Source organism: Stenotrophomonas sp. 99219_Sma (assembly GCF_056480785.1).
Map to the genome: position 1 here is coordinate 3,106,690 of NZ_CM151117.1, position 25,318 is coordinate 3,132,007.

At 67.2% G+C, this 25,318-nt stretch carries 24 protein-coding genes; 7 read left to right on the forward strand and 17 right to left on the reverse strand.

The window, feature by feature from the left end:
* Positions 1-11: 11 nt before the first annotated feature.
* From ACZK13_RS14280 to ACZK13_RS14330, 11 genes are all read right to left on the reverse strand, one after another.
* Positions 12-1,283, reverse strand: coding sequence for a glutamate-5-semialdehyde dehydrogenase (locus tag ACZK13_RS14280; protein WP_253143599.1), 1,272 nt, complete (start codon positions 1,281-1,283; stop codon positions 12-14).
* A complete protein-coding gene (gene proB / locus ACZK13_RS14285; RefSeq protein ID WP_099480726.1) occupies positions 1,280-2,437 on the reverse strand; it encodes a glutamate 5-kinase in 1,158 nt (385 codons plus the stop codon). Before proB ends, ACZK13_RS14280 begins: the two co-directional genes overlap by 4 nt.
* 11 nt (positions 2,438-2,448) lie before the next feature.
* Complete coding sequence (locus ACZK13_RS14290; RefSeq protein ID WP_024958392.1) at positions 2,449-2,712, reverse strand: YciI family protein; 264 nt, start codon at positions 2,710-2,712, stop codon at positions 2,449-2,451.
* Positions 2,712-4,007 (reverse strand): argininosuccinate lyase, encoded by a 1,296-nt coding sequence (gene argH / locus ACZK13_RS14295; RefSeq protein ID WP_253143600.1) that lies wholly within the window; start codon positions 4,005-4,007, stop codon positions 2,712-2,714. Before argH ends, ACZK13_RS14290 begins: the two co-directional genes overlap by 1 nt.
* Positions 4,008-4,027: 20 nt before the next feature.
* Positions 4,028-4,981 carry an N-acetyl-gamma-glutamyl-phosphate reductase gene (gene argC / locus ACZK13_RS14300; RefSeq protein ID WP_253143601.1) on the reverse strand — a complete coding sequence of 318 codons (954 nt, stop codon included), beginning with the start codon at positions 4,979-4,981 and terminating at the stop codon, positions 4,028-4,030.
* Positions 4,978-5,580: a GNAT family N-acetyltransferase gene (locus ACZK13_RS14305; RefSeq protein ID WP_049401159.1), complete on the reverse strand. Its 603-nt coding sequence runs from the start codon at positions 5,578-5,580 to the stop codon at positions 4,978-4,980. The genes argC and ACZK13_RS14305 overlap by 4 nt, the downstream gene beginning before the upstream one ends.
* Positions 5,581-5,583: 3 nt before the next feature.
* Complete coding sequence (locus ACZK13_RS14310; protein ID WP_253143602.1) at positions 5,584-6,912, reverse strand: acetylglutamate kinase; 1,329 nt, start codon at positions 6,910-6,912, stop codon at positions 5,584-5,586.
* Between the two features lie 75 nt (positions 6,913-6,987).
* On the reverse strand, positions 6,988-8,076 hold the full coding sequence (locus ACZK13_RS14315) for an acetylornithine deacetylase (protein ID WP_253143603.1): 1,089 nt from the start codon (positions 8,074-8,076) through the stop codon (positions 6,988-6,990).
* Positions 8,077-8,213: 137 nt separating this feature from the next.
* A complete protein-coding gene (locus tag ACZK13_RS14320; RefSeq protein WP_125894472.1) occupies positions 8,214-9,410 on the reverse strand; it encodes an argininosuccinate synthase in 1,197 nt (398 codons plus the stop codon).
* 119 nt (positions 9,411-9,529) lie between these two features.
* Entirely contained in the window at positions 9,530-10,540 is a 1,011-nt protein-coding gene (locus tag ACZK13_RS14325; RefSeq protein ID WP_032129398.1) for an N-acetylornithine carbamoyltransferase, read from the reverse strand.
* Positions 10,541-10,859: 319 nt separating this feature from the next.
* A complete protein-coding gene (locus tag ACZK13_RS14330) occupies positions 10,860-11,429 on the reverse strand; it encodes a glycine zipper 2TM domain-containing protein (RefSeq protein ID WP_032129397.1) in 570 nt (189 codons plus the stop codon).
* A 188-nt stretch (positions 11,430-11,617) separates the two neighbouring features.
* Here ACZK13_RS14330 and cysS point away from each other — a divergent pair, with 188 nt between their 5' ends.
* The 3 genes from cysS to ACZK13_RS14345 are packed head-to-tail and all read left to right on the forward strand — an operon-like array spanning position 11,618 to position 14,744.
* Entirely contained in the window at positions 11,618-12,994 is a 1,377-nt protein-coding gene (cysS, locus tag ACZK13_RS14335) for a cysteine--tRNA ligase (RefSeq protein WP_032129396.1), read from the forward strand.
* Between the two features lie 53 nt (positions 12,995-13,047).
* Entirely contained in the window at positions 13,048-13,500 is a 453-nt protein-coding gene (locus ACZK13_RS14340) for a SufE family protein (protein ID WP_253143604.1), read from the forward strand.
* Positions 13,497-14,744 carry an MFS transporter gene (locus ACZK13_RS14345; RefSeq protein WP_032129395.1) on the forward strand — a complete coding sequence of 416 codons (1,248 nt, stop codon included), beginning with the start codon at positions 13,497-13,499 and terminating at the stop codon, positions 14,742-14,744. Before ACZK13_RS14340 ends, ACZK13_RS14345 begins: the two co-directional genes overlap by 4 nt.
* Before the next feature lie 508 nt (positions 14,745-15,252).
* On the opposite strand, the gene dksA is transcribed toward ACZK13_RS14345, so the two are convergent.
* Positions 15,253-16,482, reverse strand: a complete 1,230-nt coding sequence (gene dksA / locus ACZK13_RS14350) for an RNA polymerase-binding protein DksA (RefSeq protein ID WP_478444865.1) — start codon at positions 16,480-16,482, stop codon at positions 15,253-15,255.
* A 272-nt stretch (positions 16,483-16,754) separates the two neighbouring features.
* Here dksA and yidD point away from each other — a divergent pair, with 272 nt between their 5' ends.
* The 4 genes from yidD to ACZK13_RS14370 all read left to right on the forward strand — a co-directional run bounded on the left by yidD (position 16,755) and on the right by ACZK13_RS14370 (position 20,838).
* Complete coding sequence (gene yidD, locus ACZK13_RS14355; RefSeq protein ID WP_014037867.1) at positions 16,755-17,009, forward strand: membrane protein insertion efficiency factor YidD; 255 nt, start codon at positions 16,755-16,757, stop codon at positions 17,007-17,009.
* A 1-nt stretch (position 17,010) separates the two neighbouring features.
* Positions 17,011-18,357, forward strand: a complete 1,347-nt coding sequence (locus tag ACZK13_RS14360) for a dihydroorotase (RefSeq protein WP_010486624.1) — start codon at positions 17,011-17,013, stop codon at positions 18,355-18,357.
* Complete coding sequence (locus ACZK13_RS14365; protein ID WP_180866268.1) at positions 18,357-19,205, forward strand: M23 family metallopeptidase; 849 nt, start codon at positions 18,357-18,359, stop codon at positions 19,203-19,205. The genes ACZK13_RS14360 and ACZK13_RS14365 overlap by 1 nt, the downstream gene beginning before the upstream one ends.
* Positions 19,206-19,317: 112 nt before the next feature.
* On the forward strand, positions 19,318-20,838 hold the full coding sequence (locus tag ACZK13_RS14370) for a hypothetical protein (RefSeq protein ID WP_253143605.1): 1,521 nt from the start codon (positions 19,318-19,320) through the stop codon (positions 20,836-20,838).
* A 99-nt stretch (positions 20,839-20,937) separates the two neighbouring features.
* Here the strand turns inward: ACZK13_RS14370 and ACZK13_RS14375 are convergent, their stop codons facing one another.
* The 5 genes from ACZK13_RS14375 to efp all read right to left on the reverse strand — a co-directional run bounded on the left by ACZK13_RS14375 (position 20,938) and on the right by efp (position 25,198).
* Positions 20,938-21,642 carry a squalene/phytoene synthase family protein gene (locus ACZK13_RS14375; RefSeq protein ID WP_253143606.1) on the reverse strand — a complete coding sequence of 235 codons (705 nt, stop codon included), beginning with the start codon at positions 21,640-21,642 and terminating at the stop codon, positions 20,938-20,940.
* 11 nt (positions 21,643-21,653) lie between these two features.
* Positions 21,654-22,349: a phosphoglycolate phosphatase gene (locus ACZK13_RS14380; protein WP_125895510.1), complete on the reverse strand. Its 696-nt coding sequence runs from the start codon at positions 22,347-22,349 to the stop codon at positions 21,654-21,656.
* A complete protein-coding gene (ubiG, locus tag ACZK13_RS14385; RefSeq protein ID WP_049401248.1) occupies positions 22,346-23,062 on the reverse strand; it encodes a bifunctional 2-polyprenyl-6-hydroxyphenol methylase/3-demethylubiquinol 3-O-methyltransferase UbiG in 717 nt (238 codons plus the stop codon). The genes ACZK13_RS14380 and ubiG overlap by 4 nt, the downstream gene beginning before the upstream one ends.
* 25 nt (positions 23,063-23,087) lie before the next feature.
* The gene (locus ACZK13_RS14390; protein WP_478481845.1) at positions 23,088-24,431 is read right to left on the reverse strand and encodes a TRZ/ATZ family hydrolase; all 1,344 of its coding nucleotides are present in this window, start codon (positions 24,429-24,431) and stop codon (positions 23,088-23,090) included.
* A gap of 200 nt (positions 24,432-24,631) precedes the next feature.
* Positions 24,632-25,198, reverse strand: coding sequence for an elongation factor P (efp, locus tag ACZK13_RS14395; protein ID WP_005410381.1), 567 nt, complete (start codon positions 25,196-25,198; stop codon positions 24,632-24,634).
* Positions 25,199-25,318: the final 120 nt, after the last annotated feature.

Genomic DNA, 25,318 nt, shown 5'->3' on the forward strand with positions numbered 1-25,318 from the left:
ATCGCGTGGATCTACTTGCGCGTCTGCCCTTCACCGCGCACGACAAATCGTTCGACGGTGAGTGCTTCCAGGCCCATTGGGCCGTACGCATGCAGGCGCGTGGTGGAAATGCCGATCTCGCTGCCCAGGCCCAGCTGGCCACCGTCGGAGAAGCGAGACGAGGCATTGACCATCACTATCGCCGAGCGCAGCGCAGTGACGAAGCGCTCGGCATGGCCGGCGTCTTCGGTGGCGATCACTTCGGTATGGTCGGAGGTATAGGCACGGATGTGCGCGATGGCCGCCTCGAGGTCATCAACCACGCGCACGGCCAGCACCAGGTCGAGGAACTCGGCAGCGTAGTCGTCTTCGCTGGCGGCGGTGCTGCTCGGCAGCAGCGGCTGCGCGTTCGTGTCGGCGCGCAGCTCCACGCCACGCTCACCGAGCGCCTGCGCCACGCGCGGCAGGAAGGCTTCGGCCACATCACGATGCACCAGCAGGGTCTCCAGCGAGTTGCAGGCCGACGGACGGCTGCACTTGCCGTCCACCAGAAGGTCGATGGCTTTGCCGAGGTCGGCGCTGGCATCCACGAACAGGTGGCAGACACCCTTGTAGTGCTTGATCACCGGCACCCGCGCATGCTCGGCAACGAAGCGGATCAGGCCTTCGCCGCCGCGCGGAATCGCCAGATCGATCAGTTCATGCAGCTGCAGCAGCTCCAGCATTGCTTCGCGGCGCAGGTCGGTCAGCACGGTCACTGCCGCCGCCGGTACGCCATTGGCCTGCAGGGCGCCGGCCAGCGCCTGGGCGATGGCGGTGTTGGAGTGGACCGCTTCGGAACCACCGCGCAGGATCACGCCATTGCCGGCCTTCAGGCACAGCGCGGCCGCTTCGGCGGTCACGTTCGGGCGCGCCTCGTAGATCATCGCGATCACGCCCAGCGGCACGCGCACCTTCTGCACGCGGATGCCGTTTGGACGCACATCGTCGCGGGTGATCTGGCCGACGGGATCGGGCAGCGCGGCGACCTCACGCACGGCTTCGGCCATCGCGAACAGGCGTGCCGGGTCCAGCGCCAAGCGGTCGAGCATGGCACTGCCAATGCCTTTCTCGCGCGCAGCGGCAAGGTCGCGCGCATTACCGGCCAGGATCAGCCCGGCACTCACTTCCAGCGCTTGGGCCATTGCCAGCAGCAGCGTGCGGCGCGCCGCACTGTCGAGGCCGGCAACGATCTGGGCCGCGTCACGGCAGGCACGCGCCTGCGCTTCGATTTCGCTCATCGGGGAGTCCTTCAAACCGGTCATGGCAGCACCAGATCGTCGCGATGGACGACACTGCCACCGTAGTTGTAGCCCAGCACGGCCTCGATGTCGCGCGAATGGCGGCCAGCGATCCGGCGCACATCATCGGCCGCGTACTGGCTGACGCCGCGCGCCACGCAGACGCGGCCCTGTGGCGCGTTCCAGCACACCTGCACCATGTCGCCACGGCGGAACATGCCCTCCGCGCCGGTGATGCCGCCGGGCAGCAGCGAGGCGCCCTTCTCGCGCATCGCCTGCGCCGCGCCGGCATCGATCACGATCGCACCCTCGACCAGCGGCGCGTGCCGCAGCCAGTGCTTGCGGGCCGCCTCACGGCTGCGCGCGGCGTGGATACGGGTACCGAACAGGCGGTCCTGGGCCAGCGCGCGTACCACGTCACCGCTGCGGCCATTGAACAGATAGGTCTCGATGCCGAGACGACCCGCCTTCGCTGCCGCTTCCAGCTTGGTCCGCATGCCGCCGGTACCGGCGCGCGAGCCGGCGCCGCCGGCCATCGCCAGCACCTCGTCACTCAGTTCCGGCACGTCGTGCAGCGGCCGCGCGTCGGCCACGGTGCGCGGGTCGGCGCTGTACAGGCCATCGATATCGGTGGCGATGAACAGCGCATCGGCATCGACCAGCGCCGCCACCGTCGCCGCCAGGTTGTCGTTGTCGCCAAGCTTGAGCTCGTCCACCGACACGGTGTCGTTCTCGTTGACCACCGGCAATGCTCCCAGCCGCAGCAGTTCGTTGAGCGTGGCGCGGGCGTTGAGGTAGCGGCGGCGGTTGCGCAGGTCGTCATGGGTCAGCAGCACCTGCGCCACCGGGCGCTCGAAGAAGCGCTGCCAGAGCCCGATCAGCTGGGCCTGGCCGAGCGCAGCCAGCGCCTGCCGCGCCGCCATCGCCGCGCCAGGTTCATCGGCCCGCGGCAGGATCGCGCGCCCGGCAGCGACAGCGCCGGAAGACACGATCACCACTTCGCGCCCGGCCAGGACATTGGCCGAGACGAACTGGGCCAGGCCCAGCGCGTGGCGTGGTGACAGGCCGCCGCCATCGGCTGCCAGCAGGCTGCTGCCGACTTTCAGCACCGCACGCCGCCACGGCGGCAGCGCCTGTTGCGGAAACGGCGAAGCGGCGTTGGCGGCGTGCAGGGTCATCAGTCAGTCTCTCAGCGGGTGTTCCATTCGTGCACGGTCAGCTCGGAGGCCTGCATCGTCACCAGCGGATCGGTGGCGACGATGGCCTGCGCCTGCGCCAGGCTGTCCACGTTGCACAGCACATAGGCGCCACCACTGCCGTCGGCGAAACCACCAGTCAGCTGCAGCTTGCCCTGCGCCTGCAACGCATCGAGGAAATCGCGGTGCGGCTGCACCGCTGCATCGTTGAAGTCCGGCCGGCGCATCGCCATCACCAGGTAGACAGTGCCCGTCATCAGGACAGCGCCTGCCAGCGCGCGCGCAGTTCGTCCAGGCGCAGGTGGGCGGCCGAACCCGGCGATACGCGTGCGGCCAGGCTGCCTTCCGGGGTACGCCCCTGCCCTGCACTGTCGGCACCGGCCGCAGCGGCCTTGTAGGCCTCACGGAACGGCACGCCGGCCACGGCCGCTTCCACCGCCACGTCGGTGGCATACATGCCCGAATCGATGGCCGCACGCAGCTTGTCGTCACGCCATTCCAGGTTGGCCAGCAGCGCCGGCAGCAGCTCCAGCGCGGCCAGGCCACGGCCGAAGCCGTGGAAGATGGCACCCTTGGACGACTGCAGGTCGCGGTGGTAGCCCGAGGGCAGCGACAGCAGCTGCTCGATCTCGGTGCGCGCGGCGGCGACGCTGGCGTGGGTCGCACGCATCAGCTCGATCACGTCCGGGTTGCGCTTGTTGGGCATGATCGAACTGCCGGTGGTGTACTGCGCCGGCAGCGCGACGAAGCCGAACTCGGCGCTGGTGAACAGCGACAGGTCCCAGGCGATGCGGCGCAGGTCCAGCGTGGCACCACCGAGCGCTTCCAGCGCGGCCAGCTCGAACTTGCCGCGCGACAGCTGTGCGTAGATCGGCGAGATCTGCATGCGCGCGAAACCGAGCGCGGCCGTGGTGTGCTCGCGGTCCAGCGGCAGGTTCACGCCGTAGCCGGCAGCCGTGCCGAGCGGATTGGCATCGACCAGCGCATGGGTGTCACGCGCGCGGATGGCATTGTCGATGAAGGCCTCGGCCCAGCCCGCCCACCACATGCCGGCCGAGGACACTACGGCGCGCTGGATGTGGGTGTAGCCGGGAATCGGCAGGTCCTTCTCGGCCTGTGCGCGGTCCAGCGCGACCTTGGCCACTTCGGCACTTAGCTGTGCCACGCGCTGCAGCTTCTCCTTCAGCCACAGGCGGGTGGCGACCAGGATCTGGTCGTTGCGGCTGCGGCCGGTGTGGATCTTGCGGCCGGCATCGCCGAGGCGTTCGGTCAGGCGCGCTTCGATCGCCGAGTGACCATCTTCGTACTGCGTGTCCAGCACGAAGCGGCCTTCGCGGAAGTCCTGCGCCAGCACGTCGAGCTCGCGCAGCAGGCCGGCCAGTTCATCGGCGCTGAGGATGCCGATGTGCTGCAGGCCCTGTGCATGCGCGGCGCTGGCGGCGATGTCGTGCAGGAAGAATTCGCGATCGAGGATCACGTCATCGCCGGCGAGGAAGGCCTGGATCTGGGCGTCGACGGCGACGCCGGGCTTCTGCCAAAGAAGGTCTGCCATGGGGGCTCCGGAATACGTGTTCAGTGCGGGATCGACGTCAGTTCGTCGATGCCCAGCGCGAGGTTGAGGTTCTGCATGGCCTGGGTGGCCGCGCCCTTGAGCAGGTTGTCCAGGGTCGCCACCACCACCACCCGCTTGCCACCCGGGGCCAGCGTGAAGCCACCGACCTGGGCACCGTGGCGGCCGGCAATGCGGCTGACCCACGGCGCGTCATCCACTACCTCGATCAGCGGTTCGCCCGCATAGGCCTGCTGGAAGCGCTCGACGATCTGTTCGCGGGTCTGCACGCGGTTCAGCCACAGGTTGGCGGTGAGCGTGATGCCACGGAAATGCGGCGCGACATGCGGCATGAATTCAACCGCCACGCCCAGCTGGACCGACACTTCACGCTCGTGCACGTGGTTGGTCAGCGCATACGGCATCAGGTTGTCGGCGAGCAGTTCGACGTTGTTCTTGTCCGACGGCGTGGTGCCGGCGCCGGAATAGCCGGACACACCGAAGCACTGCGGCGGGCCGGCCAGCAGGTCCAGCAGCGGATGCACCGCCAGCTGCATCGCCGTGGCATAGCAGCCCGGGTTGCTGATGTGCTTCTGGCCGTTGTAGCGGCCTCGGGTCAGCTCCGGCAGGCCGTAGTACCAGCTGTTGTCGAAGCGGTAGTCGGCCGACAGGTCGACGATGACGGTGTCCGGCTTCGCCGCTTCCAGTGCGGCCACGAACGGTGCGGCCAGGCCGTTGGGCAGGGCCAGGATCACCGCGTCCACGCCCTTGGCGGCCACCGCGTCGGCGTCCAGATTCTCGTACTGCAGCTCGCCCTGGAACTCCGGATGGTGGTCGGACAGGCGCTGCCCCGCGCGTTCGCGCGAGGACACGAAAGCCAGCTTCAGCCGCGGGTGTGCGGCCACCAGCTTGATCAGCTCGGCGCCGGTATGGCCACGGGCGCCGACGATGCCCAGGGTGAAAGTCGAATCGTTCATGCGTGGCTGTCCAGGCGGTACTGCAGGTGGCGCTTCACGCCCTGCCATTCCGTATCGATGATGGAGAAGATGACGGTGTCGCGCGGCGTGCCGTCGGCGTGCCGCTTGTGGTTGCGCAGCACGCCGTCCTGCTTGGCACCGAGGCGGGCGATGGCGGTACGCGAGGTGAAGTTGAACCAGCTGGTTTCCAGCACCAGGCTGATGCAGCCCATGGTTTCGAAGGCGTGCTGCAGCAGCAACAGCTTGGTTTCGGTGTTGACGCCGGTACGCTGCACGCGCGGTGCATACCAGGTGTAGCCCAGGCTGAGCTTGGGCACGCCGGCATCCAGGTCGTAGAAGCGGGTGGTACCCACGATGTCACCCGCCGCATCGAGGATCACGAACGGCAGCACCTTGCCTTCCGCCTGCGCCTGCAGCGCGGCCTGCACATAGTGCTCGACCCGCTCCGGCGAAGGCACCTGGGTGTACCAGAGCTGGTCCAGGCCGCTGCCCTCCACGGCGGCGCGCAGGCCAGGCACATGCTCGGGCTGCAACGGCTGCAGTGTCACGTGCTGGCCGCGCAAGGTGGGAATCGTAGTCCAGTGATCGGAATGGTCCATCATTCAGTCCTTCAGGCTTGGGGCGCGCTGGGCGCAGTGGTCGACATAGGTGCTGATCCGGTCGATGCCATCGGCGCCGTACCAGAACACCTTCCAATGGCCCTGCTTGTAGCAGCCATCGGATTCAGCATAGTAGAAGTGATTGATCGGGTTGCCATTGCGCGAACGCCAGAACAGCTGCGGCGTTTCATCCCGCATCACGTTCCACACCGCACGGCCGAGGCCTTCGCCCTGTGCATCGTCGAGCACGGCGAACTTGTCCAGGTACACGCCCTCGGCTTCGTCGGTGAGGATGACCGCGGTGCGGTAGTTCTCGCTGACGTAGGCGCGCAGCAGCTTGGTCTTCTGGAAATAGTCCGGCACCAGGGTGCGGCCGAAGCTGGATTCAATCAGGCCCTTCAGGCGCGGCAAGTCCAGCTCGTCCCACGCGGTGGCGCGCAGCACCTTCTCGCCCTTGCGCACCAGCGTACCCGAGCCCTTGTGGGTGAACAGTTCCTTGGCCAGGTCGGCCGGACGCGTGATGGACACCGACGATTCCAGCGGCAGGCGGTCGAGCAGGTCCTTGATCTGTTCGATCTTCACCTTCATGCCGCCGTGGATCCACGGCTGCGCGATCAGGTGGTCGTACTCGGTGGACAGGTTGATCGAATCGATCACGCTGCCCTGCTCGTCCAGCAGGCCGCCGGTGCCGGTCAGGAAAATGATCTTGTACGGCTGCAGCTCCTGCACCAGCTCGTTGGCGGCGAAGTCGGCGTTGACGTTGAGGATCTGGCCACCCGCGGTTTCGCCCAGGCTGGTGATGACCGGGATCGAGCCGGCGCGCAGGCTGGCCTCGATCGGCGCCAGGTTGACCTTCTTCACCTCGCCGACCAGGCCGTAGGTGTCCACGTCCAGGTACTCCGCTTCGAACACGCCGCCGGTGATCGAAGTAGCACGCGCGCCGTTCTGCTGCAGCGCCTCCACCAGGCGCAGGTTGGACTGCTGGAACACCCGGCGCACGATCGCCAGCGCCTCCGGCGAGGTCACGCGCAGGCCGTTGACAGTCTGCTTCTCGATGCCGGCGGCCGACAGCTCGGCATCCAGCTGCGGGCCGGCGCCGTGCAGCACGATCGGGGTCAGGCCGACTTCCTGCAGGAACGACAGCGAAGAGGTCAGCGCGTCGAGATCGTCGCGCAGCACCGCGCCGCCGACCTTGACCACGGCAAAGCGCTTGGCGTCCAGCTGCGAGAAGCGCTTGAGGTACTGGCTGATCTCCTTCGCGCTGGCCATGCTGGAAAGCAGGCGCACGATGGTCTGGCGGGTCTGGCGGTGGGGCTGGAGGGCAGGAGACATTTCGGTTTCGTCACAGGCGGCGGTCGCCGCGTTGCAGTTCCACCCGGCCAGGGCCGGGCGGCGTTGTGGGGTCGATCAGGCGCCGGCGGCGATGATGCGGTGCACGGCGTCGGTGTAGCGCTGCAGCTGCTCCAGCGTCACGAACTCATCGGCGGTGTGGGCCTGGGCGATGTCACCCGGGCCGAACACCAGCGTGGTGTAGCCGCCGGCCGAGAACAGCGAGGCTTCGGTCCAGAAGTCCACCGCGTTGCCGATCGGCAGTTCCAGCGCATCGGCCACGTCGCGTGCCAGCAGACGGCGGTTCTCGGCCTCGGCGATGTCACCGGCCGGCAGGCTGGGGCCACGGAAGGTTTCGGTGAACAGTGCCGCTTCCGGTTCGGCAAAGCCGGCGAAGGTCGCCAGCAGGCCATCGATGTCCATCGACGGCAGCGGACGGAACCCGAACCGCACTTCGGCGGCCGGCGCGATCATGTTGGCCTTGATGCCACCTTCGACGCGACCGATGTTGAAGCGCAGGCCGGTCAGCCCGCCGAAGCGCGCCGAGGCCAGCGATTCCACATGGTCCAATGCGCAGTTGCCCCAGCGCATGGCCTGGTGCAGCGCGCTGGCGGCCGCATCCTGCTTGCCCGACGCGTGCCCGGCGCGGCCGGCGAACTGCATCAGCACCGAACTGATGCCACGGTGCGCCAGCACCGCTTCGCTCATGGTCGGCTCCGCCACCAGCACCGCTTCATATGGCAGGCCACGGGCCAGGAACGCGGCGATGCAGCGCGGATCGTTGGCTTCTTCGTCGCTGGAGAACAGGAACGCGGCATCGCCATCACTGGCGTTGGCCGCGGCCACCAGTGCAGCGGCGGCACCCTTGATGTCACACACGCCCAGGCCGATCACACGATCTTCCAGACGCCGCATCACGTGCGGGTCGGCACTCCAGTGCGGCGAATCCGGCACGGTATCCAGATGCACGTTGAACAGGTACTTCGGCGTACCACGCACGGCGTACAGGCTGACCGCACCGGCACCGTGGTCGATCACCTCGACGTTGAAGCCGGGCAGGTTCGCGCGCAGGTAATCGAAGATGCCACCGGTGGTGATCGCACGCGGCGGGTTGCGGGTGTCGAAGGACACCAGGGCCTGCAGGTGATCGAGCGTCTGTTCAAGCATGAATCAACAATCCTGTGGAATTCCGCCGGGCATGGCCCAGCGCTACCGGAGCGCATCTGGAGGAGAGCCCCCTTCTTGTTGAAGGGGGCGCGCCAACGGCGCAGGGTTAAGGTGAAATGCGCGGGCTCGTGCTCAAGTCAACCACGGTTGACTTGAGCAAAGAGCGTCGAGCTCATGCCGAACAGCTTGATGAAGCCCTCGGCCTCCTCCACGCCCCAGTCGGCCGACTGCGCGTAGGTGGCGCCCTTGGTGTTGAGCAGGTGCGGCGACTTCACCGCCACTGCATCGACGCGGCCGCCGCGGGTTTCCAGCACCACTTCGCCGTTGACCTTGGCCTGCGAGGACTTCAGGAAGGCCTCGATGTCGGTCTTCAGCGGGTCGTGGTAGAAGCCTTCGTAGACCAGCTCCACCCACTTGCGCGCCACGTCCGGCTTGAAGCGGTTCTGCTGCTTGGTCAGCACGGCATCTTCCAGCGCGCGGTGCGCGGCCAGCAGCGACACCAGGCCCGGGGCCTCGAACACGATGCGACCCTTCAGGCCGATCACGGTGTCGCCGGTGTAGACACCGCGGCCAACGCCGTACGGGGCGAACAGCTTGTTGAGCTGGGCCAGGATCTGGTCGCCCGGCAACGCCTTGCCGTTCAGTTCGACGGCTTCGCCCTCGACGAACTTCAGGGTCACGTTCAGCGCCTGCTCCGGCCACTCGCTGCGCGGTGCGCACCAGCCACGGGCGCCCTCGCCCGGCGCTTCCCAACGGTCGATCTCGCCGCCGGACATGGTCAGGCCCAGCAGGTTCTCGTTGATGGTGTAGGCCTGCTGCTTGGCGCGCACGCCGAAGCCGCGCTCTTCCAGGTACTTCTGCTCGTAGGCGCGGGTCTGGGTGTGTTCCTTCTGGATCTCGCGGATCGGCGCGATGATCTGGTAGTCACCCAGGGCCTTCACCGCCAGGTCGAAGCGGACCTGATCGTTGCCCATGCCAGTGCAGCCGTGGGCGATGATGTTGGTGCCCAGTTCGGCGGCACGCTTCAGCGCGGCATCGACGATCAGGTAGCGGTCCGAGACCAGCAGCGGGTACTGGCCCTGGTAGCCCTCACCGGCCCACACGAACGGCTTGACGAAGCCTTCCCAGATGGCCGGGCCACCGTTGACGGTGACGTGGCTGGTCACGCCCAGCTCGGCGGCGCGCTTCTCGATGAAATCACGCTCTTCATCATCCACGCCGCCGGTATCGGCGAACACGGTGTGCACGTTGTAGCCGCGCTCCTGCAGGTACGGCACGCAGAAGCTGGTATCCAGGCCGCCGGAGAAGGCGAGAACGACGTCTTTGTTGCTCATGGGGATCAGGTCCACTTGGGGGATGGGAATTCGGTAGAGCCGACCGCTGGTCGGCTGAAATGTTGGATGCGCCGCTGCGGGAGCAGCCGACCAACGGTCGGCTCTACCCCTTGCTTGATTCAGCGCCCGGCAACCGCGGCCATGATCGCCTTCTGCACGTGCAGGCGGTTTTCGGCTTCGTTGATGGCGATGCACTGCGGCGAATCCATCACCGCGTCGGTGGCCTTCACGTTGCGGCGCAGCGGCAGGCAGTGGCTGAACACACCGTTGTTGGTCAGCGCCATCTTCCGCTCGTCCACGATGAAGTGCTTGAACTGGTCGCGGATCGGCTTTTCCGGTTCCCAGTTGCCGAAGAACGGCAGCGCGCCCCAGCTCTTGGCGTAGACCACGTCGGCACCGGCGTAGGCGCTGTCGATGTCATGGCTGATCTTCAGCGAGCCGCCGCTCTCGGCCACGTTCTGCTCGGCCCAGCCCATGTAGCGGTCGTCGAGGATGTAGTCGGCGGTCGGGCACAGCAGGGTCACGTCCATGCCCATGCGGGTGGCGATGGTCAGCGCCGAATTGGCGACTGCGGTGTTCAGCGGCTTGGGGTGGTAGGTCCAGGTCAGCACGTACTTCTTGCCGCGCAGGTCCTGGGTGCCGAAGTGCTCCTGCAGGGCCATGATGTGGGCCAGCTCCTGGCACGGGTGGGTGATGGTCTCCATGTTGATGACCGGCACCGGCGAGTACTTGGCGAAGCTGTTGAGGACGATGTCCTGGCGGTCGTAGGCCCAGTCGATGAACTTGGGGAACGCACGCACGGCGATGATGTCGCAGTAACGGCCCAGCACCTTGGCCACTTCAGCGATGTGCTCTTCGGTATCGCCGTCCATCACCGTGCCGAGGTTGAACTCGATCGGCCACGCATCCTTGCCCGGCTGCAGCACCACCGCGTGGGCACCCAGCTGGAACGCACCCAGTTCAAAGCTGGTGCGGGTGCGCATGGACGGATTGAAGAACACCAGCGCGATCGACTTGCCCTTGAGCTGGTCGCCGAGCTTGTTGCGCTTGAACAGCGCGGCCTGGGTCAGCAGCGCGTCGAGCTCGCTGCGGCTCCAGTCCTGGGTGTTCAGGAAGTGCTTGGGGGACATCATCTTTCCTTGCGTGGCGGCGCCGGGTTCGACGCGGTGGAAGGGAAAACAGGAAGCAAAGGTGGAACGAAAAGGTTGCAGTTGCAGCTTTCATGACGCGGAAACGAAAAAACCCAGCCGGCGGGCTGGGGTTTTTTTCGGACGAACAGCAAAAAGCTCCGGTTACCCAGCGAGGATGTGGGGTTCCGGTCGACGCGCACGCGAGGTCATGCCCGACGCCTGTCGGGCTGCGCTGCTGTCGTGCTGGAAGTCGGTGAGCTTCATGGTCATCCATCTTTGCATGCGGCCGGGGCCGACGCAAGGGGCCGGGGTCGCAGAATCAGGGATTGCCGGCGGCGCCCTGCTCGGGGCCGACCCAGGGGGTGATCGACACCCGGATCTTGAGCCGGTTGCCGGGATCTTCCGGCAGCCGCGAGCGGTACTTGGTGCCCTTGTAGACGTAGTCCACGTCGTAGGCGATGGGCCGGCGGAATTCACGTCCCACCGGCACGATGCGACAGTCGCGGGTCAGCATCGGACCATTGTTGGCCGGTGCCGGCGCCGGGGCCGGTGACTCGGCGGCGGTGTCCTCGGAGACCTCTTCATCGCTGCGCTTGAACATCGAGCGTACCGAGTCCCAGAAGCGGCTGATCCGGCCCTTGTCCTCGACCGGCTCCTCACCAGTGACATTGACCGGCGCCAGGGTCCGGGTCGAGACCGGCTCGCAGTGTTCTTCGGTACGGGTCGCGCGCAGGGTCTGGAACACGGGTTCGACGTTCAGTACCTGCGCGTAGTCGAACTTCACGTTCTCCACGATCACCACCCGGTTGCGGGGCTCGGCCTCCTGCGCCTGCGCCACGGCGGCCAGCGCCGACAGGCAGGCCAGGGTCAGCAACGCGGTGGATTTCATTGGCGAAGGGAGCAAGGACACGGCAATAGTGTAGGCAGTGGCGAGCGCAAGGGGCTGAACATTACCCGTCCACGCTGCTCCTGCCCACCCCACCCTGGTTGGACCCGGCGTCCACCGGTGGCAGGCGGTGCCCCCAAAGGGGGCCGACACGTTCTAAAATCACAGGCTTGTCCCCCAGCCACAGCCCCATGACCCTGCGCCTGCACAACAACCTGACTCGCCAGCTCGAACCGTTCACCCCGCTCGACCCGGCCTGTCCGACCCTGTATGTGTGCGGCCCGACGGTCTACAACTACGTGCACATCGGCAACGCCCGTGGCCCAGTGGTTTTCGGAGTGCTGGCCGATCTGCTGCGGCGCCGTTTCGGTGGCCTGCGCTACGCGCGCAACATCACCGACGTGGACGACAAGATCAACAACGCCGCGCGTGAGCAGGGCGTGCCGATCAGCACCATCACCGACAGGTTCGCCGCCGCCTACCGTGAAGACATGGCCGCGCTGGGCGTGGTGCCGCCGGACATCGAGCCCGAAGTAACCGCGCACATTCCGCAGATCATCACCATGATCGAGCAGCTGATCGCCAACGGGCATGCCTACGCCGCCGAAGGCCACGTGCTGTTCGCGGTGGCCAGCTTCGAAGGCTATGGCAAGCTCTCGCGCCGCGACCCGGAAGAGATGCTGGCCGGCGCCCGCGTCGACGTGGCCCCGTACAAGCGCGACCCGGGCGATTTCGTGCTGTGGAAGCCGTCCAGCGACGACCTCCCTGGCTGGGAGTCTCCCTGGGGCCGTGGCCGCCCGGGCTGGCATATCGAATGCTCGGCGATGGCCGCCGCCCACCTGGGCGAGACCATCGACATCCATGCCGGCGGCGTCGACCTGCAGTTCCCGCACCACGAGAACGAGCTTGCGCAGAGCGAATGCGCCCACGGCGGCAAGATCTTCGCCCGCTTCTGGCTGCACAACGGCATGCTCAACTTCGGCGGCGCCAAGATGAGCAAGTCGCTGGGCAACATCGAACGCGTGCACGATCTGGTCCGCCAGCACCCGCCGGAAGCGCTGCGCCTGGCCCTGCTGTCGGCCCACTACCGGCAGCCGCTGGACTGGTCCGATGGCCTCATCGAGCAGTCGGTGCGCACCCTGGACCGCCTGTACGGCACGCTGCGCGAGCTGGCGTCGGTCGAGGCGGTCGTGGCGATCCCGGCCACGGTCGAGGCGACTCTTGATGACGACCTGAACACCCCGCAGGCACTGGCCGAAGTGGCCCGCATCGCCGCCGATGCACGCCGGGCCACCGACCCTGCCGAACAGGCGCGCCTGAAGGGCGAACTGCTCGGTGCCGGCCTGGCCCTGGGCCTGCTGCAGGCCGATCCAGCGCAGTGGTTCGGCACCGCGGCCAGCGATGATGGCGAAGATGCCCGCATCCAGGGCCTGATCGACGAGCGTGCCGCCGCCAAGCAGGCACGCGACTTCGCCCGTTCCGACGCCATCCGCGACCAGCTGGCCGCCGAAGGCATCGTGCTGGAAGACACCCCGCAGGGCGTGCGCTGGTCGCGCAAGCGCGGCTGACCCACCCTGCCCCGTGGCCGGTCCGCCGGCCACGCTCCACTGTAGAGACTGTTGTGACCGACTCTCCGTTCCCGCTTGAATCCACCGCCGCCGAGGCCCAGACCGCCATCGCCGAGGAATTCGGCTTCTTCGGCGACTGGTCCGAGCGCTACCAGTATCTGATCGACCTCGGCCGTAAGCTGCCCGCCTTCCCGGACGAATGGAAGACCGAAGAGCACCGCCTGCTCGGCTGCCAGTCGATGGTCTGGATCGTGCCGGAAGGCAATGCGCAGTCGCTGCGCTTCCACGCCATCAGTGATTCGGCCATCGTTTCCGGCCTGATCTTCCTGGCCCTGCGCGTGTACTCCGGGCGCTCGGCGCAGGAGATCCTGGCCACCGAACCGAGCTACATCCAGGACATCGGCCTGGCCCGCCACCTCTCGCCCACCCGCAGCAACGGCGTGGCGGCGATGCTGGCCTTCATCCGCGAGACCGCGCAGGCCCAGCTGCAGCGCGACCCGTCGTGAGCGAACCCGCCACGGCCGAAGACACCGCGCTGGGGCTGCTGTCCCGGCCCGGTTTCGCCAAGCTGCTGGCCTACCGCATCTTCGCGATGCTGTCCTACCAGGTGGTCGCGGTCACCGTCGGCTGGCACATCTACGAAGTCACCCGCAATCCGTTCTCGCTGGGCCTGGTTGGCCTGGCCGAGGTGCTGCCGTTCTTCTGCGTCGCACCGTTCGCCGGTTATCTGGTCGACCACCTGCCGCGCCGCCGGCTCGGCATGGTCGCCTGCTCCGGGTTGATCGCCACCGCGCTGGTGTTGACCGGCGTGGCCAAGGGCTGGCTGCCGTTCGAAGGCGTGTGGCCGATCTATGCGGCCATTGCGCTGACCGGCATGGTCCGCGCCTTCCTGTCGCCAATCTACAACGCACTGTTCGCCCGCGTGCTGGCCCGTGACCAGTTCGCACGTGGCGCTGGCCTCGGCGCCGTGGTGTTCCAGGCCGGCATGGTGGCCGGTCCGGCATTGGGCGGCGTGCTGGTCGGCTTCGGCGGCAAGGGCCTGTCCTACGCGGTGGCCACGGGCTTCGCGCTGGTGGCGATGGCCTGCCTGGCCACGCTGAAGGTGGAAGAACCGGTGCATACCGGCCCGGCCGCCCCGATCTTCAAGAGCATCGCTGAAGGCGCGCGCTTCGTGGTCGGCAACCGGATCATGGTCGGGGCGATGGCACTGGACATGTTCTCGGTGCTGCTGGGCGGCGTGGTGGCGATGCTGCCGGCGTTCCTGCACGAGATCCTGCACCACGGCCCGGAAGGCCTGGGCATCCTGCGCGCAATGCCGGCGCTGGGCTCGGTCTGCGTTGGCCTGTGGCTGGCGCGCCACCCGCTGCACCGCAATGCCGGCCGCGTGCTGCTGTTCGCGGTGGCCGGCTTCGGCCTGTGCGTGATCAGCTTCGGGCTGTCGCAGCACTTCTGGCTGTCCGCGCTGATCCTGCTGTTCTATGGGGCCTTCGACGGCGTCTCGGTGGTGATCCGCTCGACCATCCTGCAGCTGGCCACGCCGGAAGAGATGCGCGGACGGGTGTCGTCGATCAACGGCATCTTCATCAGTTCGTCCAACGAACTGGGCGCGTTCTATGCCGGCACGATGGCAAAGCTGCTCGGCCTGGTGCCAGCGGTGGTGCTGGGCGGGTTCGCGGTGCTGAGCGTGGCCGGGATCACGGCGTGGAAGAACCCGACGTTGCGGAAGCTGAATCTTCGCGACCTGCAATAGAGCGGATTTCCGCGCGCCCACGCGCCGGTAGCGCCGGGCCATGCCCGGCGGGCTCTTTCCGTGACCGCGGTGGGGTGTCACTTTTCTTTTCGCGCGAAAAGAAAAGTAACCAAAAGAAGCGCGCCGCCATCCGCGAGCCGGCGCTGCGCACCGGTGCCCTGTGCTCCTCGGTGAATCAGGGGACGGCGCCGAACTCGCTGCGCTCAAACAGCGGCGCCTCTTCGCCCCTGATTCCCCTGCGGTGCTCGGCTCGCTACAAGGCGGACCCAACAGCCGCGAGCGCACGCATGACCGCCCTTGGTGGAGCCAAGCCATGCTTGGCTGCTTTTGCTTTTGCTCTTCTTTGCCCGCGCCTTCGACCCGAGCCGGGCATGGGCTAGGCTTTACAGCGACCGCGCACACAGGCTCCCTCCTATACCCGGAAGGCGCCGTTCTAAACAGCCAATCACACCCAACAAAAAACCCGGCCGAGGCCGGGTTTTTCGCATGACCAGACAACGATCAGGAATCAGTCGCCCTGCTGCTTCTGCAGGTGCTCCCAGCGCTCCTGGGCGTCGATGGTGCGTTCGGCGGTCAGGCGCGCTTCCAGGCGCTCCAGGCCGATTTCTTCGCCGGTGTCGACGCAGTAACCATAGTCGCCCGCTTCCAGGCGCTTCAGGGTGCTGTCGATCTTGCCGATCAGCTTGCGGTAGCGGTCACGGGTACGCAGTTCCAGCGAGTTCTCGGTCTCGCGGGTCGCGCGCTCGGCTTCGTCGCCGATGTCACGCACTTCCTCGCGCAGGTTCTCGATTGTCTGCTTGGACTCTTCCACCAGGTCCGCGCGCCAGTTCTGCAGGCGCTGACGGAAGTATTCCTGCTGCAGCGGGCTCATGTATTCCTCTTCCGAGGACGGCTTGTAGCCAGCCGGCAGGATCGGGCGGCCGGTGGCCTCGTCGGTCTTGTACTCGACCACCTTGTACTTGCTGCGCGGGGCCGGTGCCGCCGAGCGGGCGGCGACGGCCACGGCAACCTTGCCGACAGGGCGCGACACGGTCTTCGGGGCGGAATCGGATTTCACGGCGGTTTTGGCAGGCGATTTCGAAACGGGCACGGGATTCTTGGATTGCGGGGCCTTCGAAGCAGCAGGAGCGGCGGCCGGGGCCGGCTTGGGGGCCGGTTGGGCTGCTGCCACTGCCACGGTCTTGGCCGGGACAGGCTTGGCCGGAGCCGGCTTGGGGGCAGGCTTCGGTGCGGACTTCACTACGGGGGCCGGGGTCGGCTTTGCGGCCGGCGCGGCAACATTCTTGGTGACTTTCTTTACAGCGGCAGGCGTGGCCACCGGTTTAGCCGCAGCAACCTTCTTCGCTGCAGGTTTGGCGACCGGCTTGGCCGCAGCCTTCTTCACCACCGCCTTCGGCGCCGGCTTGGCTGCTGCCTTCTTCGCCACCGCCTTGGCGGCGGCCTTCTTCACCGGCGCGGCCTTGCTGGCGGCTTTCTTCACCACCGGCGCCTTCTTGCTGGCAGCGGCAGGCTTGGCCTTGGCGGGCGCAGCAGCCTTCTTCGCCACCGGCTTGGTTGCCTTGACCGGCGTTTTCTTTGCGGTGGCCTTCCTGGCCGCCGGTTGCGAGGACGCTGCCTTGGTCGCCGGCTTGCTGGCCGGTTTCCTGGCAACGGGCTTTGCCGCCAACTTCTTCACAACAGGCTTGGCGGTTTTCTTGGCGGCCGTTGCGGCCTTCTTTGCAGTTTTTTTAGCAGCCACGAAACGCTCTTCCTTGGATTCCCCGGGGCCCGGGAAAGCGGGCCTTTATAGCCTACCCGACCCGCAGCAGCAACCTCGACCCCCTGCTCCATTCAGTCCTGGAGTCAAGGCGCCCTTGGAGGCAGTCCGACGAACACGGACCGCCTTGCGCGGTACGGAACCTGGCCAGCACCCGAAGGCGCTGGTACCGGTCGCAGGCCATCGGCGACATGCGACCAACGGCCCATCCTGCACAAATGCGGCCTTCATGCCAACTGGCATAAGATGACTGGGTGATCTCGCGCCTGCTCATTGCCCTGCTGCGCTTCTACAAGCGCTTCATCAGCCCCCTGCTGGGGCCACGCTGCCGTTTCGTGCCGAGCTGTTCTGAATACGCGATGGACGCCATCTCGCGGCACGGCCCGCTGCGCGGAAGCTGGCTGGCTGCGCGCCGGCTGGGCCGTTGCCACCCGTTCCATCCAGGCGGCTTCGACCCCGTGCCCGAGTCTCCCAACGCCCCCTCTTGCCGTTGCACAGGAAAACACTGACATGTCCTCCACCCTCATCACCAACGCCCGCATGGTCAACGAAGGCCGCACCTTCGACGGCGACCTGCGCATCGAGAACGGCCGCATCGCGCAGATCGGCAACGGGCTGGCGCCGCGCGACGGCGAGCAGGTGGTGGACGCAGCCGGACGCTGGTTGCTTCCGGGCATGATCGACGACCAGGTGCACTTCCGCGAACCGGGCCTGACCCACAAGGGGGACATCGCCAGCGAATCGGCGGCTGCGGTGGCCGGTGGCCTGACCAGCTTCATGGACATGCCCAACACCAATCCGCCGACGCTGGATTCGACCATCCTGGAAGCCAAATACGAGCTCGCGCGCGGCCGCGCCTGGGCCAACTACGGCTTCTACCACGGCGCCAGCAATGACAACCTGGATGCCATCCGTGCGCTGGACCCGAAGAAGGCCCCGGGCGTGAAGGTGTTCATGGGCGCCTCCACCGGCAACATGCTGGTGGACAATCCGGAAACACTGGACGCGATCTTCCGCGAATGCCCGACGCCGATCATCACGCACTGCGAAGACACGCCGATGATCGACGCCAACCTGAAGGCCTTCCAGGAGAAATACGGCGACGCGCTGACCCCGGACATGCATCCGGACATCCGCTCGCGCGAGGCCTGCATCAAGTCGACCCGCCTGGCGATGTCGCTGGCGCGCAAGCACGGCACCCGCCTGCATGTGCTGCACATCTCCACCGCCGATGAGCTGGCGCTGTTCGAGAAGGGCCCGCTGATCCGCGCCGACGGCAGCCGCAAGCAGATCACCGCCGAAACCTGCGTGCACTTCCTGCACTTCGCGCGTCCGGACTATGCGACCAAGGGCAACCTGATCAAGTGCAACCCGGCCATCAAGGAAGTGTCCGACCGCGAGGCGATCACCGCCGCGCTGGCCGATGACGTGCTGGACGTGCTGGCCACCGACCACGCGCCGCACACCTGGGAAGAGAAGCAGAAGCCCTACGCACAGGCGCCGTCGGGCCTGCCGCTGGTGCAGTACGCGCTGGTGGCCGCGCTGGAACGCGTGCACGAAGGCAAGCTGACCCGCGAGCAGGTGGTGCAGAAGTTCGCGCATGCGCCGGCACAGCTGTTCGACGTGGAAGAACGTGGCTTCCTGCGCGAGGGTTACTTCGCCGACCTGGTGCTGGTCGAGGACGTGCCGTTCACGGTCAAGCGCGAGGACGTGCTGTCCAAGTGCGGCTGGTCGCCGTTTGAAGGCACGACCTTCCGCTCGCGCGTGGCCTCCACCTGGGTCAATGGCCAACTGGTGTGGGACGGCAGCAAACTGGTGGGCGAGCCGGCCGGCCAGCGCATGACCTACGACCGCTGATGCGCTCCGCACTTCTGATCGGGGCGCTGCTGGTGGCCGCGCCCCTGTTCACCGCACCGTCGGCGCAGGCACAGGACGGCATCGGCAGCCTGATCGACAGCCGCGTGGTGTTCCCGGCCAGCGCATCGCAGGGCGCACTGGTGATCGGCAAGGTACCCGCCGGCAGCCGCGTGCAGTACGCCGGCCGCCAACTGCGGGTGAGCGGCTATGGCAGCGTGGTGTTCGGCATCGGCCGCGACGAGAAGGGTCCGCTGCGCGTGCAGGTGCAACGCCCTGATGGTGGCAGCGAGACCGCGACCATTGCGGTGACCCCGCGCGACTGGCCCACCGAGCGGGTCAACGGCGTGCCGCCGAAGACGGTCAACCCGCCGCCGGCGATTGCCGAGCGGATCAAGCGCGAACAGGCACAGGTGACCGCCGCGCGTGCCCGCGATGACGATCGCACCGACTTCACCCAGACCTTCATCTGGCCGGTGCAGGGCCGCATCAGCGGCCGCTTCGGCAACGCACGCGTGTACAACGGACAGCCCGGCGCAGGTCATTCCGGCATGGACATCGCGGTACCGACCGGCACGCCGGTGAAGGCGCCGGCGGCCGGCATCGTCACCTTCGCCGGCCCCGACCTGTACCTGACCGGCGGCACGCTGCTGCTCGACCACGGTTTCGGTGTCAGCTCCAACTTCCTGCACCTGTCGCGCATCGACGTAAAAGTTGGCGACCGTGTGGAACAGGGCCAGGTGATCGCTGCGGTCGGCGCCACCGGTCGTGCCACCGGCCCGCACCTGCACTGGGGCATGAACTGGTTCGATACCCGTATCGATCCGCTGCTGGTGCTGGAACGCAAATAACGGTCGTGCCGGCCGCTGGCCGGCAACCCCATGATCTTCGCGGCGAATCTGGATGCCGGCCGGCGGCCGGCGCTACCGTGATGTTTCGACGCATGGAAACAAGGAACGTTGCATGCCCGCTACGGGTGATATCCACGTCGTCCACAACGCACGCCTGGACGCCTACGTGGCCTACCAGCTCACCCACCAGAATACGGAGGACGGCAGCTTCGCCGTCCTTGCACTGGACTGGGTGGGCAGTGCCCTGCCGGATGCCGCCGCCGTTGCAGCCATGCAACCTGCCCGCTTCAGCCCGTTCCGTGCGGCGCCCGCGATCCTGCACCGCTGGGTAGGCAAGCGCGTCCCGCGCGATTTCCGGCAGGTGGGCTGGCGCGAGCCGCTGATCGCCGATCATCCGAGGGCTTACGGCAGCTGGCCGGATGGCGCCGAATGGGTCGGGCAACGCAAGTGGGATGCGCTGGATACCGATGCCGTGCGCGCCTTCCACGCCGCGATGTCCGCGCCGCAAGACCAGAGCGTGGTACTGGAAAGCGATGCCTTTCCGGTGCGTCGCTGTACCCGCCAACTGGACAGCGCGACCCTGAACCGTGCGCCGTCACTGGCTGTATTCGATGCCCTGCCGCTGCTCACGCAGCTGGAGATCAGCACACCGGTGCCGGGCCTGCTGCCGTGGCTGCGTACACGGCCGTTGATCCATACCTTGCAGATCAGTGGCCTGCAGGAGACCGACGTCGATGTGCGAGAAACCAGGCTCCTGCAGATGACGATCGATGTCACCGGCCTGCGCTCGCTCCACCTCAACCCGCAGCTGGATCGCCTGACGCTGATCGGCAGCATCGATCCCGCGCTGATCATCCACGCCGAGGACGAAGGCCGCTGGCTGACCCTCATCAGTACCGATCCGCTGCTGCCAGGCCTGGGCCTGGCGCAGCTCGGTGAGCTGCAGCTGCGGGAGGTACGCGAACTCGACGCCGCACGCATCGCCCAGCAGTTCCCGCAACTGCAATCACTCGCGATCAACGGCGCCCCCTGCCTGCTGCATCAGCTGCAGTGCCTCGGCGATCTGCAGCAGCTGCACACCCTCAGCGGCAGCGATCTCTTTCCGCCTGCTGGTTCGGTGTTTCCGGCACCGGAATGCTGGCCGCGCTTGTGCCGGCTGTGGCTGCACAGCTTACCGGCCGATCTTGGCACCGCCATCAGGAAGGCCTACAAGGGCGAGGTGGCAAAAGGCCTGGATCTGGATGTGGGCCAGCTGCGCAAGCCCGAATGGCTGGCCGCAAATCTCGACAACCCCTTCCGCGACTGGGAGGGAAGCACGCACATCAGCACTGCGCAGGCGAAGAAGGCAACCACGCTGTATCGCAAAGCCTATACGGATGCATTGAAGCTGGCCACCGATGACCGCGCTGCTGCAGAACTGACCGCAGCGCTGGCGCAGATCGGCCGCAACTACACCGAAGGCTTCAACGCACTGGACCGCCGCAGCGGCTTCATCGAAACCGAAGAGCGCGAGCAGATCTACATGGCGTGGATGGGCATCGTCGATGCCGTGGAAGCGGCGCGCGCACCGGGCACTACGCCGCTGCAGCGCGACGTACTGCGCGAAGCAATGAACGAGGTCAGGACGTTCTGAGGCGCCCTGGAAGGGTAGCGCCGGCCGCTGGCCGGCAACCCCATGAATCCTGCATCGCCCTGGCTGTCGGCCAGCGGCCGGCACTACCACGGCAATCGATCAGCCGCGCGCAGCCCACCACACACGCAGCAGGGTGCGTACCGGCGTGGCTTCGATCGGCTTGCCTGCCGCCTGCGCGGCAACGCGTGCACGCGCCAGGCTGGACCACACACGGCGTGGGCGCGGGCCGGGCACGCGCGTGCCCCAGCCCTTCAACAGATGCTGCGCCCAGCGCTGTGCGGCCGTGCTGGCATCACCATCCAGCAGGCTGCGCGGCACACCGGCTACGCCGGCATCCTGCAGGCGCTGGGCCAGGGTCTGCAGCTGCACCGCACGACCGGCGCCAGTGCGCGGCTTGTCCGCGAACAGGGCTGCCTCCACCGCAGCCACCGCTTCAGCGTAATGGGCCAGCGCACGCTCGGCACCGGCTGCATCCAGCGCGACGGTACGCGCTTCAACCAGATCGGGCAGCGCTTCGGCCAGCTGCGCCCACGGCGCACGCACCGGCTCCAGCAGGCGGCCCAGCGGATGGCGCGAACGATGCGCGGCCCAGCTGCGCAGCTCCTCGCCCCACCATGCCAGCTTGGCGTCGGCCGGCAACGGGTCGCCGCTGGTGTTGAGCATGTCGTCGAATTCCTGCAGCAGCGCGAACCACGCCACCGCAAGCTCGCGTTGCGATTCGGCCACGAACGGGGCGGCCACCGACCATTCCGGCCAACGGCTGCGCCACTTGTCGAGGAAACTGTCCAGCGCGGTACTGCTCACTACGTGATTCCTTACGGCTGGGCCGGGGCTGCCGGCCGGGTCGGCCAGAGACTGGCCAGTTGCAGAAGTGCGGCGTTCTCGACCAGCACGTCGGCCTGCCAGGCCAGCGGATCGTCGCTGTGCAGGCGATAGCCCCACAGCGCCGCCACCGACGGCATGGCCGCGGCACGCGCGGCGATGATGTCGCGCTCGTCGTCACCCACGTACACGCAGTCTTCGGCGGCAATGCCGATCGCCTGCGCGGCGTGCAGCAACGGCAGCGGATGCGGCTTGCGTTCGGCCAGGCTGTCACCACCCACCAGTACCGCACAGCGCTGCTGCCAGCCGTGCTGCGGCAGGATCAAGCGCGCCAGATATTCAGGCTTGTTGGTGACAATGCCCCACACCGTACCGGCATCGTCCAACGCGGCGAGCATGCCGGCCACGCCATCAAACAGCACTGCGTGCTGGCCGATCAATGCTTCGTAGCGCTGCAGGAATTCCGGGATCAGCGCGTCACGTGCGGCAACGTCCAGTTCCGGGAACGCAGCCGAGACCATCGCCCGCGAGCCCTTCGACACCACCGGGCGCAGCGCGGCCGGATCGATGGGTGCGCGTCCACGCTCGGCCAGCATCGCGTCGCAGGTGGCGACGAAGTCCGGCGCGCTGTCCAGCAGGGTGCCGTCCAGATCGAACAGCACCGCGCGCGGGAAGCGGGCCGCGGTCATGCCGGCTTGACCGCGTAGGCCAGGTAGTTGATGTCGGTACGGCTGCTCAGGCGGGCCTGGTTGCGCCACGGCTCGTAGGCCATGCCGCTGACATCCACCAGCTGCATGTCGGCCTCGCGCAGCCAGCGCGCCAGCTCGGCAGGCTTGATGAATTCCTGGTAGTGGTGCGTGCCCTTGGGCAGCAGCCGCGCCACGTACTCGGCGCCGACGATCGCCACCGCGAAGGCGGCGGCGGTGCGGTTGATGGTCGACAGGAACAGGTGGCCGCCCGGCTTCAGCAGGCGCTTGCAGGCCTCGATGATCGCGCCCGGGTCGGGCACGTGCTCGAGCATTTCCATGCAGGTGACCACATCGAAGCTGCCCGGCTGCTCGGCGGCCAGATCTTCGGCAGCCTGCACCCGGTAATCGACCTTGGCGCCGCTTTCCAGCGCATGCAGGCGCGCGACCTTGACCAGTTCCGGGGCCAGGTCGATGGCGGTGACGTCAGCACCGGCCTGGGCCAGCGCTTCACTCAACAGGCCGCCACCACAACCGATGTCGAGCACGCGCGCACCGCGCAGCGGCACGCGATCGGCCACGTACTGCAGGCGCACCGGGTTCAGCGCATGCAGCGGCTTCTGCGGGCCGTCAGCGTCCCACCAGCGGTTGGCCAGCGCGGCGAACTTGTCCAGCTCGGCCTGATCGAAATTGGAGGAAGCGTGGGGGGCAGTCATGAGGGAGTCCTTGCGGCGCCGGGGTTCAGGCGCGGATATGACGGATGCGATCGCGCCACTGGCGCGCGTTGGCGATGATGCCCGGCAGGTCCATGCCGACCAGCTCGCGCTGCACCAGCTTCGGCTTGCCGGCGATCCAGACGTCGCTGACCTGCTGGCGGCCGGTGGCGTACACCAGCTGCGACAGCACGTTGTGCAGCGGCTGGGTTTCCAGTGCGGACAGGTCAACGCAGACCAGGTCGGCCTGCTTGCCGACTTCGATCGAACCGATGCGCTCACCGAAGCCCAGCGCGCGGGCACCGCCCAGGGTGGACGCGCGCAGCGTGGTCGCCGCGTCCAGCGCGGTGGCGTCATCGGCCACGGCCTTGGCCAGGATCGCCGCAGTGCGGTTCTCGCTGAACATGTCCAGGTCGTTGTTGCTGGCGCAGCCGTCGGTGCCGATCGCCAGGTTCACGCCGGCGCGCTGCAGGGCGCAGGCCGGACAGAAACCGGAGGCGAGCTTCAGGTTCGATTCCGGGCAATGCACCACGCTGACGCCACGCTCGGCGCACAGGTGGATTTCCGCATCGGTCAGCTGGGTCATGTGCACCGCGATCAGGCGGTCGTTGACCAGGCCGAGGCGATCCAGCCGCGCCAGCGGGCGCTGGCCGTGCAGCTTGATCGAATCGTTGATCTCCTGCGCGGTCTCGTGGGTGTGCAGGTGCACCTGCATGTCGAGCTGGTCGGACAGCATCCGCACCCGCTCGAAGTTGGCATCGTTGACCGTATACGGCGCATGCGGCGCGAACGCGGTGCCGATCAGCGGATCGGTGCGCCACTGGTCATGCAGTTCACCGGCCTTGGCGAAGTACTCGTCGTCGGTCTTGGCCCAGGCGGTGGGGAAATCGATGATGACCGCGCCGACCAGCGCGCGGAAACCATGCTTCTTGTAGACGGCGGCCTGCACATCGCCGAAGAAGTAGTTCTCGTTGGCGCAGGTGGTGCCGCCGCGCAGCATCTCGGCGATGGCCAGGGTGGTGCCGTCGGCGACGAATTCGGGGCCGATCACCGCCGCTTCCACCGGCCAGATGTGCTGCTGCAGCCAGGTCATCAGCGGCAGGTCGTCGGCGACGCCGCGCAGCAGGGTCATCGGGTTGTGCGTGTGCGCATTGACCAGGCCCGGCATCAGCGCCGCCTCGGGGCGGCTGACCACCTGGGTGGCGCGGAACCGTGCGCGCGCCTCGGCACGCGGCAGGATGGCCACGATCTCGCTGCCACGCACGGCAACGGCATGGTCTTCCAGCACCACCGCATGCGGCTCGATCGGAACGACGTAACCGGCTTCGATGAGCAGGTCGCAGGCTTCGGGGAGGTGCGGGCTATCGCTCATGCGGGCTCACTGGCTGGGGGGCGGCGAGATACTTCTGGGGACACGCCCCTGAGTCAGGGGCTGCCGCGAAGCGGCGGGGTCTGGAGACCCGTGAAGCGGGGGCCCATGATCTGCCGAAGCAGATCATGGGAGCGCCAGCGCGAATGCGATGGCGCGTATCCGGCCAGCGGCCGGCACTACCGTAATCCGGCTGCGCCGGATTACTTGACGCGTGCGGAGTATTCGCCCGAACGGGTGTCGACGCGGATCACTTCGTCCTGGTTCACGAACAGCGGCACGCGGACCACGGCGCCGGTTTCCAGGGTGGCCGGCTTGCCGCCGCCGCCCGAGGTGTCGCCACGGACGCCCGGATCGGTTTCGGTGATCTTCAGCTCGACGAAGTTCGGCGGCTGCACGAAGATCGGCTCACCGTTCCACAGGGTGACCACGCAGGACTCCTCGCCCTTCAGCCACTTCTCGGCGCCGCCCATGCCGGCCTTGGTGGCCTGGACCTGCTCGAAGGATTCCGGGTCCATGAAGTGCCAGTACTCGCCGTCGCTGTACATGAAGTTCATGTCGGTATCGACGACGTCGGCTGCATCCAGCGAGTCGGTCGACTTCATGGTCACTTCCTGGGTACGGCCGTCCTTGATCAGGCGGTACTTCACGCGGGTGAAGGCCTGGCCCTTGCCCGGCTTGACGTATTCGGTGTCGATGATGACGGCCGGTTGGTTGTTGACCAGGATCTTCATCCCGTTCTTGACGTCGTTCATGCCGTAGCTGGCCATGCGTAAACTCCTGAGTGGCAAAAACGCCGCGGGTGCGGCGAGCCGTTAGAATGGAAAGCCCACCGGGTGCCGGTGGGCGACTGTTTTTCTGCCCCCATGATAACCGCAGGCCCCCTCTCC